At 62.7% G+C, this 12,414-nt stretch carries 13 protein-coding genes; 5 read left to right on the top strand and 8 right to left on the bottom strand.

The window, feature by feature from the left end; genetic code table 11:
• The first annotated feature begins 134 nt into the window (after nt 1-134).
• Genes K3555_RS06695 through K3555_RS06685 form a run of 3 tightly spaced genes read left to right on the top strand, consistent with a single transcriptional unit; the run spans nt 135 to nt 3,545 of the window.
• Nucleotides 135-1,208: an AI-2E family transporter gene (locus K3555_RS06695; protein WP_259998278.1), complete on the top strand. Its 1,074-nt coding sequence runs from the start codon at nt 135-137 to the stop codon at nt 1,206-1,208.
• Between the two features lie 5 nt (nt 1,209-1,213).
• Nucleotides 1,214-1,921, top strand: a complete 708-nt coding sequence (locus K3555_RS06690; protein WP_259991298.1) for an HdaA/DnaA family protein — start codon at nt 1,214-1,216, stop codon at nt 1,919-1,921.
• A gap of 52 nt (nt 1,922-1,973) precedes the next feature.
• A complete protein-coding gene (locus K3555_RS06685) occupies nt 1,974-3,545 on the top strand; it encodes a Ppx/GppA family phosphatase (protein ID WP_260007861.1) in 1,572 nt (523 codons plus the stop codon).
• A gap of 17 nt (nt 3,546-3,562) precedes the next feature.
• Here K3555_RS06685 and K3555_RS06680 read toward each other — a convergent pair whose 3' ends face one another.
• From K3555_RS06680 to K3555_RS06655, 6 genes are all read right to left on the bottom strand, one after another.
• Nucleotides 3,563-3,943, bottom strand: coding sequence for a hypothetical protein (locus tag K3555_RS06680; protein WP_260007860.1), 381 nt, complete (start codon nt 3,941-3,943; stop codon nt 3,563-3,565).
• Between the two features lie 179 nt (nt 3,944-4,122).
• Nucleotides 4,123-4,770, bottom strand: coding sequence for a glutathione S-transferase family protein (locus K3555_RS06675; RefSeq protein ID WP_260007859.1), 648 nt, complete (start codon nt 4,768-4,770; stop codon nt 4,123-4,125).
• 183 nt (nt 4,771-4,953) lie between these two features.
• Nucleotides 4,954-5,964: an endonuclease/exonuclease/phosphatase family protein gene (locus tag K3555_RS06670; RefSeq protein ID WP_260007858.1), complete on the bottom strand. Its 1,011-nt coding sequence runs from the start codon at nt 5,962-5,964 to the stop codon at nt 4,954-4,956.
• A complete protein-coding gene (locus tag K3555_RS06665; RefSeq protein WP_260007857.1) occupies nt 5,945-6,643 on the bottom strand; it encodes a molecular chaperone DjiA in 699 nt (232 codons plus the stop codon). The genes K3555_RS06670 and K3555_RS06665 overlap by 20 nt, the downstream gene beginning before the upstream one ends.
• A gap of 9 nt (nt 6,644-6,652) precedes the next feature.
• On the bottom strand, nt 6,653-7,174 hold the full coding sequence (locus tag K3555_RS06660; protein WP_260007856.1) for a GNAT family N-acetyltransferase: 522 nt from the start codon (nt 7,172-7,174) through the stop codon (nt 6,653-6,655).
• Nucleotides 7,171-7,773, bottom strand: a complete 603-nt coding sequence (locus K3555_RS06655; protein WP_260007855.1) for a VOC family protein — start codon at nt 7,771-7,773, stop codon at nt 7,171-7,173. Before K3555_RS06655 ends, K3555_RS06660 begins: the two co-directional genes overlap by 4 nt.
• A gap of 180 nt (nt 7,774-7,953) precedes the next feature.
• Here K3555_RS06655 and K3555_RS06650 point away from each other — a divergent pair, with 180 nt between their 5' ends.
• Nucleotides 7,954-8,601, top strand: coding sequence for an imm11 family protein (locus K3555_RS06650; protein ID WP_260007854.1), 648 nt, complete (start codon nt 7,954-7,956; stop codon nt 8,599-8,601).
• A gap of 168 nt (nt 8,602-8,769) precedes the next feature.
• On the opposite strand, the gene scpA is transcribed toward K3555_RS06650, so the two are convergent.
• Together scpA and K3555_RS06640 are read right to left on the bottom strand one after the other, a co-directional pair.
• A complete protein-coding gene (scpA, locus tag K3555_RS06645) occupies nt 8,770-10,899 on the bottom strand; it encodes a methylmalonyl-CoA mutase (RefSeq protein ID WP_260007852.1) in 2,130 nt (709 codons plus the stop codon).
• Complete coding sequence (locus K3555_RS06640) at nt 10,865-11,797, bottom strand: hypothetical protein (protein WP_260008504.1); 933 nt, start codon at nt 11,795-11,797, stop codon at nt 10,865-10,867. Before K3555_RS06640 ends, scpA begins: the two co-directional genes overlap by 35 nt.
• 177 nt (nt 11,798-11,974) lie before the next feature.
• On the opposite strand from K3555_RS06640, the gene K3555_RS06635 reads away from it, so the two are divergent.
• On the top strand, nt 11,975-12,409 hold the full coding sequence (locus K3555_RS06635; RefSeq protein ID WP_259991285.1) for a DUF4174 domain-containing protein: 435 nt from the start codon (nt 11,975-11,977) through the stop codon (nt 12,407-12,409).
• Nucleotides 12,410-12,414: the final 5 nt, after the last annotated feature.

Genomic DNA, 12,414 nt, shown 5'->3' with positions numbered 1-12,414 from the left:
CCCCCCGCCTTTTCCGTCTTATCCCCGGCTTGCCCACAGAGGATTGACCCGCCCCCCTTGCAAGCCCCTGCCCCATCAGGGAAGACTGGCGCCAAGATCCTGAACCAAACGGATAAAGGGCGGGCTGACTGACCATGGCGCTACCAGCACAGAAACAATTCAAATACTGGGGCATCGCCGCAGTGGTGTTTGCCGTGGTGATGTGGGCGCTTGGCGGCGTGCTGATGCCCTTTATCCTGGGCGCGGCCATTGCCTATATGATCGACCCGATTGCCGACCGGCTGGAGTCCTGGGGGATGAGCCGCACGGCTGCCACCGCCGCCATCACCGCCGGCGCGCTGATGGTGTTCCTGCTTCTGCTGGTGGTGGTTGTGCCGACGCTGGTGTCGCAGATGATCGACCTGGCACAGGTGCTGCCGCAGCTGCTGCGCGATGCCCGCGCCTTTGCAATTGAACAGTTCCCTTCTGTCTTTGAGGAAAACAGCCGCATCCACCAGGCCCTCACCGCCTTTTTGCAGACGCTGCAATCACGCGCGGTTGAGGTGCTGCAGTCGGTTGCAGGATCGGCGGTCTCACTTCTGAACGTGGTGGTTCTGCTGGTCATCGTGCCGGTGGTGGCCGTCTATCTGCTGCTCGATTGGGACCGGATGGTCGCCCGCATTGATGAGCTGCTGCCGCGCGACCACCAGCCGGTGATCCGCCGCATTGCCGGCGAGATCGACGCGGTGCTGGCGTCGTTCATCCGCGGCATGGGCACGGTCTGCCTGATCCTGGGCACCTATTACGCGGTGGCGCTGATGCTGGTGGGGCTGAACTTCGGCCTGGCGGTCGGCTTTATCGCCGGGCTGGTTACCTTCATCCCCTATCTCGGCGCCCTCATCGGCGGCGCGCTGGCAATCGGCCTGGCGCTGTTCCAGTTCTGGGGCGACTGGGTGTCGATCGGGCTGGTGGGCATCATCTTTGCCATCGGCCAGGTGGCTGAGGGCAATTTCCTGACCCCGAAACTGGTCGGCAGCTCTGTGGGCTTGCACCCGGTGTGGCTCTTGCTGGCGCTGTCAGTCTTTGGCGCCTTGTTCGGCTTTGTCGGCATGCTGGTTGCTGTCCCTGTGGCCGCAGCCCTGGGCGTGGTGGCCCGCTTCCTGACTGAACAATATCTGCACAGCCGCCTCTATCAGGGCCAAAGCCACCGGGATGCAGGGGCGGAATAACACAGATGGCACAACAGCTGAGCTTTGACCTCCCGGCGAAACCGGCGCTGGGGCGGGATGATTTCTTTGTGGCACCCTCCAATGCAATGGCGGTGGCGCTGCTGGATCCGCAATTTGCCTGGCCCAGCGGCAAGCTGGTGCTGACCGGGCCTGCAGGTGCCGGCAAGACCCATCTGGTGCACGTCTGGGCCAGCCAGACCGGCGCGCGGATCCTGCCGGCGGCAGAGCTGACAGCCGGAGCCGTGCCGGAACTGGCGCAAGGCCCCGTCGCGGTGGAGGACGTGCCGCAGACCGCCGGCAGCGCGGAACAGCAGAACGCCCTGTTTCATTTGCACAATATGGTGCTGGCAAACGGGTATCCGCTGGTGATGACGGGCCGCGGCGCGCCGAATCTGTGGGGGCTGACCCTGCCCGATCTGCAAAGCCGGGTGCAGGCCGCCACCCATGCCGAGCTGCAGCCGCCGGACGACCAGCTGCTGGCGGTGGTGCTGGCCAAACTGTTCAACGACCGCCAGATCACCCCCAAACCTGATGTGATTCCCTATCTGGTGGCGCATATGGACCGCTCCTTTGCCGCAGCCGCCCGGATTGTCGGACGGCTGGACCACCTGTCGCTGGCCGAAAAACGCAGCCTGTCGCGGCCCCTGGCGGTGCGGGCGCTGTCCGAGATCCGCCACGAGGCCGCGGAAAATGACGCATCCGCAAGCGGTTGACCGCTGCCCTCCCTTCGACCATCCTGACCGCGGATTGCCAGACGGAGCCCTCATGAACGTCACCCAGGACCCCGCCGCCGCCAATGCCGATTGGGGGCCCTTCGGCCGCCCGATCTTTGATGACCCCAGGGCCCGGGCGCTGTCGCGGGTGGGTGTGGTCGATGTCGGCTCCAACTCGGTCCGGCTGGTGGTGTTTGACGGCGCCGCCCGCAGCCCGGCTTATTTCTATAACGAAAAGATCATGTGCGCGCTTGGCGCGGGCCTGTCGGAATCGGGACGCCTGAACCCCGAGGGCCGCGCCCGCGCCCTGTCGGCGCTGCGCCGGTTCCAGCATCTGGCCAAGGGCATGGGTCTGCCGCCGCTGTCCGCCGTTGCCACCGCCGCGGTGCGCGACGCCGGGGACGGGCCGGATTTCTGCGCCGAAGTGCTGCGCGAGACCGGCCTGAAGATCCACGTCATAGACGGGCGCGAAGAAGCCCGGCTGTCAGCGCAAGGTGTGCTGTTGGGCTGGCCCGGCGCCTATGGGCTGGTCTGCGATATCGGCGGCTCGTCAATGGAGCTGGCGGAAATACAGGAAAACTCTGTCGGGCGCCGGGTCACGTCATCCCTGGGGCCGCTGAAGCTGCGCGACATCAAGGGCGGGCGCAAGGGCCGCAAAGCCCATATCAAGGAGGTGATCGAACAGCTGAAAGGCGCGATGGGCGCGCAGCGCGACCGGCTGTTCCTGGTCGGCGGCAGCTGGCGGGCGATTGCCCGTATCGACATGCACCGGCGCGGCTATCCCTTGAAGGTGCTGCATGAATACCGGATGTCCGCCAAGGATGTGCGCGAAACCGCCCGCTATATCGAGACCACCAATCTGGACAAGCTGCGCAACGCCTGCGGCGTCTCCGCCAGCCGGATGTCGCTGGTGCCCTATGCGATCGACGTGCTGACCCGGCTGGTCAAGACCTTCAAGCCCAAGGATATCGCCGTCTCCAGCTATGGCATCCGCGAAGGCCTGTTGTACGAACAGATGCCGCAGCGGCTGCGCGCCCGCGACCCGCTGATCGAAGCCTCGCGCTTTGCCGAGGCCAAGGACGCCCGCGTGCCCGGTTTCGGTGGCACCCTGTATGAATTTGTCAGCCCGCTGTTCAGCGGTGCCCCGCTGGCCAAACGGCGGCTGGTCAAGGCGGCCTGCCTGCTGCATGACGTCAGCTGGCGCGCCCATCCCGACTACCGCGCCGAGGTCTGTTTCGACAACGCCACCCGCGCCAACCTGGGCGGGCTGAAACATTCAGAACGGGTGTTCCTGGGCCTGGCGCTGCTGCACCGCTACAGCAACAAGCGGCAGGGCAGCGCCTTTGAGCATCTCTATGCGCTTCTAGACGAAAAGGGCCAGCACGAGGCCGAGGTGCTGGGCAAGGCGATGCGGTTCGGCGCAATGCTGATGCTGACCAGCACCGGCGCCATCGGCAGCTTGCGCTGGCAGCCGCGCAAGCGGGTTCTGCACGCGGAACTGCCGGATGCGGCACGGCCGCTGTACGGCGAAGTTGCCGAAGCCCGGTTGCAATCGCTGGGCAAGGCATTGGATGCCGGGGTGCAACTGAGTTTCAGCAAACCCGCCGGTCCGTCTGAGGCGTAAGGCCCTAGGGTGGTGCGTCAGATTTCGGTGACGCCTTCCTCCTCGCCCTTGTCTTTTTCGGCGGGCGCGTTGTCCTTGGGTTTCTTGCGGATGATGATGTCGCCATTGGGCAGGATCTCGGGCAGCTCATAGACGCTCCAATCCTCCACCTCCTTGGCGATTTCGGCCAGCGCAGGCCCCATTTCGGCAAGGAAAGCCCCCATCGAGGGGCCGATGTCCTCCATCATGCCCTGCAGGTCTTCCAGCGCCGGCGCCATTTCCTCGCGCAGCCCCTCCCAGAACAGTTCCGCCCCGCGTTCCATCAGCGAGGGGGCACCGCCCTCCTCCCCGGCTTCCTGGGCGGCAAGCGGTGCGGGCATCAGGGCAACGAGGGCGGCTGGCAAAAGGATCTGTTTCATAGTGCCAATATAGGGAGGTCTTGCCGGGGGTAACAGGGGTGCCCTGATACGGAACCGCGCCGGGCGGGTGCATGCCCGCGGTGATGGCTGATTTGCAGCCGCCTGGCATGAATGCCGATTGCCCCGGTCAATGAACTGCAGGCCTTGCAACAAAACTGGAACCTGCCAAAAGTGAAACCTCAATCAGCGTAGAACGTTCCGAAATACGCAATGTAGTGTGCCCTTGAACGCATGATGGATTGAACCGACGGCAGGCCGCGCATCGTTTTCAGCCACTTCTGCAAATGCTCGAGACGGTGCGGAATTTCGACATTGCGGAACACTTCCACGTCGGCGAAGCGCTCAAAGAAAGGATAAAACGCAAAGTCAACAAGCCCGGCACGGCCGCTTAGCCAGAACGGCTGATCCGCGGCCCGTTGCGAAAGGCCCTGATCTTCGATGAAAGCCAAATGTTCCAGCAATTCCGCACGCAGCGCATCCCGCGTTTTTCCGGGAACTGATTTCAGCAGATTGAAATAAGCGGGCATGAACCGCGTGTTGCAAAAATCGATCCAAAAACGAGCGGCAGCACGGTTATAAGGGTCCCCGGGCAGCAGCGCAGGTTCGGGAAAAACCTCCTCCAAATATTCATTGATCACGCTGCTCTCATAGATCGAATTGCCATTATGTTCGAGAACCGGCACCCGGCCATAAGGTGAAAGGAGCGCGCCGAATTGCGTCTTTTCCGCCAAGTTGACCGTCAGCAGTTCGAACTTCTGCCGCTTTTCCCGAAGCGCGAGCACGCAGCGCAAACTGAACGGGCAGTATTCTGCGGTGATGAGCTTCATAGACCGATCCGGCAGCTTAGACGTTGGATGTTCTGCAGACACTTTGCGCCGCCCCTTGGATTTATGAAAGGGGCAATGTGAAGGGTTTAAACGACGGCGGCTGATCGCCTGCCCGGAAAGTCCAGGACTGCCCCCCTTCAGGCGCTGGACGGCATGTGCAGGCCCGGGATGAAACCAGACCGTTCACGCCAGCGCGATATCCAGCGTCACCGGGAAATGATCCGAGGCATCCAGCAGCGCCTGGCGCAATTCCGCATCGCCATAGCATTCCGCGTCCTCGAACGGGTGCCAGATGCGCCACTTGGGCTGCAGCCCCATCAGGCTGTGCGAGATCATCACATAATCCAACAGCGCGCAGAAATAGCGTTTGGTTTCAGGATTGTAAAACCGCGAGGTGCTGGGCAGCACGGTGGCGCGCGGACGCAAAAGGCTTTGCGCGTGGGGGTCGTTCAGCAGGCTGCCCATGACGATCTCAACCGAGGACTGGCCGAACAGTTTCTCAAATTCATCCAGGCCGGGGCCGTCGTTCAGATCCCCCAGAACCACCACATGCTCCCCCGCCGCGGCATGTTCCGCCACCCGCCGGTGCAGCCAGATCGCCTGCGCCAGCTGCTTGCGCCGGTTGGCGATGGAGACGGTGGTGACCTCGTTCTTGGTCCGGGCACCATGCGGCGCCTTGGATTTCAGATGCGCGCCGATCATCCGCAGCTCCACCCCCTTCTTGTCCGGGCCGCCTTTGGTGGTCACCGCCAGCTCCAGCGGCGGTTTGGAAAACCGCACCTGATCGGCCTGGGCGTCAACGTCCAGGTCAATGCCGAACACCCCGTCAAACCGCGGCGCATCCGCCGAGGAACGGGCGTCGTGGCGGGCGTCCAGAACATCCGGATCAAACAGCAATGCAATTTCCTGCTGGGTGTCATTGGGAAAGCCGCTGACGGCCTCGCGCGCTCTGAGGCCGGCTTCAGCCGCAAAGCGCTCCAACGCGCGGGTGGTGCGCTGGCTGCGGCCGGTATTGGGCGCCTCCACCACCATCACCGCATCGGCATCAATGCGGCGCAGCACCTGGGCGATGGCTTGGCCCTGGGTGTACCGGTCGACCCCATGGCGGGAGGAGCGTTCGCCGTCGAGCAGCAGATTATCCTCTGCATCAAAAAGGTTGGCGAACCATTCGATATTATAGGTTGCCAGCCGCATTGCCGCAGCATCCGTTGATTTCATCCCAGGCGCGGTTGATGTCGATCATCCGCTTCTCCGCCAGCCGCACCGCCTCTTCGGGCACGCCGCGGGCGATCATCGCATCCGGGTGGGTGTCGCGCACCAGCTGGCGCCAATGCTTGCGGATCTCGGCCATGGCCATATCCGGGCTGACACCCAGCACGGTATAGGGATCCTTGGGCGCATCCGGCACAAACCGCGCGCGCAGCGCCTGGAACTGCTGCGGGGTCTGGCCAAAAATGCGGCTTACTTCTTCGAGGAATTCATTCTCGCCGGGGTGATAGAAGCCATCGGCCATGGCGATATGGAACAGCCCCTCCATCAGGTCGCACAGCGTGGTGGGGTCATCGGCAAACATGCTGTGGATGCGGCGGGCGTATTCCTGGTAGCCGGCCACATCGGTGCGCGCCATGTCAAAGACGCGGGCGGCGCCGGTTTCATCATCGCGGGCGATCTGGAACACCTCGCGGAAGGCGGCCACTTCGTCGCGGGTGACCTGCCCGTCGGCCTTGGCCATCTTGGCGCCAAGGGCGATGACGGCAATGGCAAAGGCCACGGTGCGTTCGGGCGGCGCGCGCAAGCGGTCAAAGACTTCCGACAGGCTTTCGCCTGCGGCAAGTGCGGCCAGCGCGTCGGATATGCGGGTCCAAAGTGACATGGTGCCAGCCTATGCGTCTTTGCGCGGGTTGTCAGGGGCGGGAATACCGGGCGTCAGGATTTTCTGCATGAAAACAGTGTCGAGCCAGCGCCCCTGCTTGCAGCCCAGTTCCGGCATCCTTGCTGTTTCCACATAGCCCATAGCAGCATGGAAGGCGATTGCTGCGGGATTGGCACTGCTGACACTGGCGATCAGCACATGAATGCCCGCCTGTTCCGCCTTGGCCTCCAGCGCCTGCATCAGCTTGCGGCCCGCGCCCTGCCCCTGTGCTTCGGGCAGCAGATGAATGGTGTGCTCTGCCGTAAATCGATAGCCGGGACCGGGGCGGAACGGGAAACAATGCGCGTGGCCGAGGATCCTGCCGCCCTGTTCCGCCACCAGATAGGCGCCGTTGCCGGCCATGATCAGTTCCCGGACGTCTTCAGGCGTTTTTTCAATGGTGTTGAAGGTGGCCAGCGTGTCGCGGATCACCCAGTTGGCAATGGCGCAGACGGCTTCGGCATCTTCAGGGCGGGCAGAGCGGATTTTCATCGCAGCACCCTTGGCCCATGCGGGGTGTCGAATTCAGCCAGCATCGCAGGTTTACCCTGCTCCACTGCAACACGCGGATCGGCGAGGATCCGGTCCAGTGCGGCATGCAGGTCTTTGGCCTCCGGGTGGCTGAGGATCAGGCGGGTCAGGCGGCAGTGCGACCGCGGCAGCTTGCCGGCGGGCGGCTCGGCCTGCCACTGCAGCGCCGCAGGGAAGATGTTGTCATAGGGCAGCAGACCGTTTGCGGGCACTGTCATCAGCCAGCGCAAGTCCCCGCGCTGCATCTGCACGTGGCGCTGCGCAAGGAGCGGCAGCAAGGGTTTCTCAGTCTCAAGGTTTTCGCTTCGAAGAATCCAGTTGTTCAGTCTTGCGGGGCCTTTGAAACGGTCGAGGTCAAACCAGCGCGGCTGCTCTTGCGGCTCGGCCTCAATGTCGATGGCTTCGAGGTAAAGGCCGTCCTCCAGCCCGATGAGGCGGTTATGGGTGCCATAGCGGGTGTGGGAGCCACCGGGGCCAAGCGCGGCGCCAAGGGCCTCTTCGGCATGGGCAACCGCCTCTTCCAGCGTTTCGCCGGCCACGGCCAGGTGGTCGAGTATCATTTGCACGCCTCCCCGGTTTGTGGGCTGAGACTAGCGGCGCTGCTGCGGGGCGCAAGGCGGGAAATGCCTGCGGACGGAATAGGGGAAGCTTCTAATTGGGCAGGCACTAGGATTAGGGTAAACCTGCATCACTGCTGTTTAACGGCGTTAGCACCCCGTTTCTTTTGAGAGAGAATTCTAATGACAGTCTATCATTTAGACACCAGTTTGAATGCGATTTCAGCCGGAGTAGACTGGTCGGAAACCAAGGAACGTCGCCTGCCTGGGTCGGGTATGGGCAAGGATTTCTGGTACTGTACCGATGCAGACAGGGCTCCCTTGGGCCAGCTACCTGCGGAGATCAGGAATGAGATTGATGCGCATTGGGCTTTGAGTTTCGCGCGCAATGACAACCTGCCCGATACGTTTAGGACCCTCAAGAGTGCTCACTTCACCGGTGCTCCTTTTGCTCGCCTAGGCGTTTGTGAGGTGTTTCAGGAATTTGCAGAAGGTAATTGCGAGATCATACCAATTCGAAACTTCTGGTCCTTACACGACAACAAAGAGGTTCCGGTTCCTTACTTCGTTGCTAATGTATTCAATGCAGCTGCACTTCTGGACCCCCGCCTCACGAAAACAAGGCCTGTCAAAAACCCAAAAATTGGGAAAATAAGATCTCTCCCAACGCGCCTAGGCGAAAAAATGTTTGTTCGGAAAGACCAATTTTCCGGTCGCCACCTTGTGCGCGATGCAGAAACTTCTGAATGGTTTTGCGACGACGTTTTCCGCGAAGCCATCGAGAACGTGACACCCGGCACATATGTGTTTCGTGAAGTGAACTTGGTCTAAGGAAGCACTAAAACTCTAACCCCAAACGGAAATGGTCCAGCCGTCCGCTTCTTCTTTCTGGTCCGAAATACCCCCGGGGGGTCAGGGGGGCTGGAAGCCCCCCTGCTCTTTTGCAGCGCCATTGGTTCAAGCCCAATGGCAGCGGGACAGGCAGCCCCCCTGCTGTGTTCAGCTGCGCGCCTCGCGGATCAGGCGCAGGATGTCCTGGGCGGCTTCCGGGATGTTGGTGCCGGGGCCGAAGATTGCCTTGACGCCTTTGGAGTACAGGAACTCGTAGTCCTGCTGCGGGATCACGCCGCCGCAGATGACCAGGATGTCGCCCGCGCCTTCCGCCTTCAGCGCCTCAACAAGCTGCGGAGCCAATGTCTTGTGGCCTGCCGCCTGGCTGGAGATGCCGATCACGTGGACGTCATTGTCGATGGCGTCCTGCGCGGCCTCGGCGGGGGTCTGAAACAGCGGGCCGACGTCAACGTCGAAACCGATGTCGGCGAACGCCGTCGCAATCACCTTGGCGCCGCGGTCGTGGCCGTCCTGGCCCATCTTGACCACCAGAAGACGCGGGCGGCGGCCCTCTTCTTCGGCGAAATCCTCGATCGATTTCTGGATCGCCGCAAAGCCTTCATCGCCTTCGTATGCGGCACCATAGACGCCCGCCAAAGTCTTCACTTCCGCACGGTGGCGGCCGAATTCCTTTTCCATCGCCATGGAGATTTCTCCGACTGAGGCCCGCGCGCGGGCGGCTTCAACTGCGGCTTCCAAAAGATTGCCGCTGCCCGCCTGGGCACGGCGGGTGAGTTCATCCAGCGCGGCCTGGCAAGCGGTCTCGTCGCGGTCAGCCCGCATTTTCTGCAAACGGGCGATCTGAGACTCGCGGACAGCCACATTGTCCACATCCAGGATGTCGATCGGGTCTTCTTTTTCCTTGCGGTACTTGTTGACGCCGACCACCACCTCGTCGCCGCGGTCGATCATCGCCTGGCGGCGGGCGGCACTTTCCTCGATGCGCAGCTTGGGCATGCCGCTCTCAACCGCCTTGGTCATACCGCCCATTTCCTCAACCTCTTCGATCAAGGCCCAGGCCTGTTCGATCAGGTCGTTGGTGAGGCTTTCGACATAGTAAGAGCCCGCCAGCGGATCGACGACATTGGTCACACCGGTTTCCTCCTGCAGCACCAGCTGGGTGTTGCGGGCGATGCGGGCCGAGAAATCGGTGGGCAGCGCGATGGCTTCATCCAGCGCGTTGGTGTGCAAGCTTTGCGTGCCGCCGAGGACTGCGCTCATCGCCTCATAGGCGGTGCGGATCACGTTGTTGTAGGGGTCCTGCTCCTGCAAGGAGACGCCCGAGGTCTGGCAATGGGTGCGCAGCATCTTGGAGCGTTCGGACTTGGCGCCGAATTCGGTCATCACCCGGTGCCACAGGGTACGGGCGGCGCGCAGCTTGGCGATTTCCATGAAAAAGTTCATGCCGATGGCAAAGAAGAACGACAGGCGCCCTGCGAATTTGTCCACGTCCATGCCCGCATCCAGCGCTGCGCGCACGTATTCGCGCCCATCCGCGATGGTATAGGCCAGCTCCTGCACCAGGTTCGCGCCGGCCTCCTGCATGTGGTAGCCGGAGATCGAGATCGAGTTGAATTTGGGCATCTCGTTCGAGGTAAACTCGATAATGTCCGAGATGATCCGCATCGAGGGTTTCGGCGGATAGATATAGGTGTTGCGGACCATGAACTCCTTCAGAATGTCGTTCTGAATGGTGCCCGCGAGGACCGATTTATCGTGGCCCTGCTCTTCGCCCGCAACGATGAAGGACGCCAGAACCGGAATCACCGCGCCGTTCATGGTCATCGAAACCGAGACCTTGTCGAGCGGAATGCCGTCAAACAGGATTTTCATGTCTTCGACGCTGTCAATCGCCACGCCGGCCTTGCCGACATCGCCGACCACGCGCGGGTGGTCGCTGTCATAACCGCGGTGGGTGGCAAGATCGAAGGCGACCGAGACACCCTGCTGGCCGGCGGCCAGGTTGCGGCGGTAGAAGGCGTTGCTTTCCTCGGCGGTGGAGAAGCCTGCATACTGGCGGATGGTCCAGGGCCGGCCGGCATACATGGTGGCCTTGACGCCGCGAGTGAACGGGCCGACGCCGGGCAGCGTGCCCATGTGGGGCAGGTCCTTGGTGTCGTCTTCGGTATAAAGCGGCTTGACCTCGATGCCTTCCAGCGTCTGCCAATTGAGGTCGTCAACCGCCCGTCCGCGCAGCTCTTTCTCAGCCAGAGCCTGCCATTCGTCTTTGTTTGTCATCAGGTCTTCCTCTTGTCAGTGCGATACGGGGCGGGTTCGTGCCCGCCGCCAGTTTATCGGGATCATGGGCCAGTGCGGCGATGCCATCGGCACCGGCAGCCAGCCACATCATGTCGTCGGCATACGCCTCGCGCAGGCGTGCGGTCTGCGCGTCGTCAAAGGGGCGCCAGCGGCCTGAGCCCCCTGGCAGTTTGGCCGCCGCAGTGGACGGCACGCTGGCGCGCAAGTCCTGCAGGCACAGCGAGGCGTTGAGCCGCACCCTTGCGTGGGTGCGCGGCGCCTCGGCCCCGGTGAGGGCCGTCAGCTGTGCCTCGGGCCGGGTGCCGAAGGTTTCAAACGGCAGCACATGCAGGCGCACATCTGGCACCGCGCAGGCAATATCGGTGATCACATCGCGCCAGCTGCGCGGCGCCTGCACCAAGCGGTCAAGCTGCGCAGGCGACGGCACCCGGTGGCCGCGGGCAACCGCATAGGCCAGTGCCGAGGTCCAGTAGCCGTCCAGGCTGCGGATGCTGAGGGCCACGTCTGTCACGGCATTGCCGAAGGCCTGGGAGAACCGCGCCATCCGTTCCCCCACTCCGTTATAAAGATCGCCAAGCCGCAGGTTGCCGCGGATGGAGCCGATCATGTTTTCTTCACTGATCAGCAGCTGATGGATGCCCTGCTCGCGGCAGCCGGCAATCTGGATTTGCAGCCGTCCGCGGGCACGCAGGGCGAGGTCGCGGCCAGTCACCCGTGCAGGCCCGGGCTGGATGCCGTGGAACAGCCCGCCCCTGGTGCGGAACGGCCCCCAGAACCCAATGCGCTGTTTGGCAAGCCCATCGGCGTTCTGGCGCATGTATTCCTGAAACGACGTGGTTGCGCAGCGGTGCGCACCGGTATGAAGGATCACTTTCATCATGCTTCGGGACCTCTTCTGGAGGGCCGCAGGCCGCAGCCCGGTCAAGGGGAATGGCACAATCATGGCCGGCAACCCCTCAGTATCCCGTTAACGATGATGTTTTTTGGCCAAGTTGCGGATTTCCCGGTCGCATTTACCGCCGCGGCGCATATATTCAACGGGACAGGAGAGATCATGAGAGCAATCCTAACCGTTGTTTTGGCAGGTTTTATTCCGCTTGCGGCTCTGGCTGCAGATGGCAGTGCGCCTGATTGGATACAGCCCGGGTATGATGTGGAGCTGGAGGATTTCCAGTGGAAGCAGCGCCCTGTGGTGGTGTTTGCCGACAGCCCCGACGACCCGCGCTTCCACGAGCAGATGGAGCGGCTGATGCAAGGCGCCGAGGTTCTGAAAACCCGGGATGTGGTGGTGCTGGTTGACACCGACCCGGCAGCAAAATCCGCGCTGCGCAAAAAGCTGCGTCCGCGCGGGTTCATGCTGGTTCTGGTCGGCAAGGACGGCGGCGTGAAGCTGCGCAAACCGCACCCTTGGACAGCGCGCGAATTGTCCCGCACCATCGACAAATTCCCCGAGCGGCTGCGCGAAGTGGAAGAGCGGCGCGGCAGCTGAGCGGA

Origin of the sequence: Leisingera sp. M527 (genome assembly GCF_025141525.1) — a bacterium.
In the GTDB taxonomy this organism is placed as follows: Bacteria; Pseudomonadota; Alphaproteobacteria; order Rhodobacterales; family Rhodobacteraceae; genus Leisingera.
The sequence above is the reverse complement of the archived record's forward strand: the minus strand, read 5'-3'. Positions and strand labels throughout refer to the sequence as shown.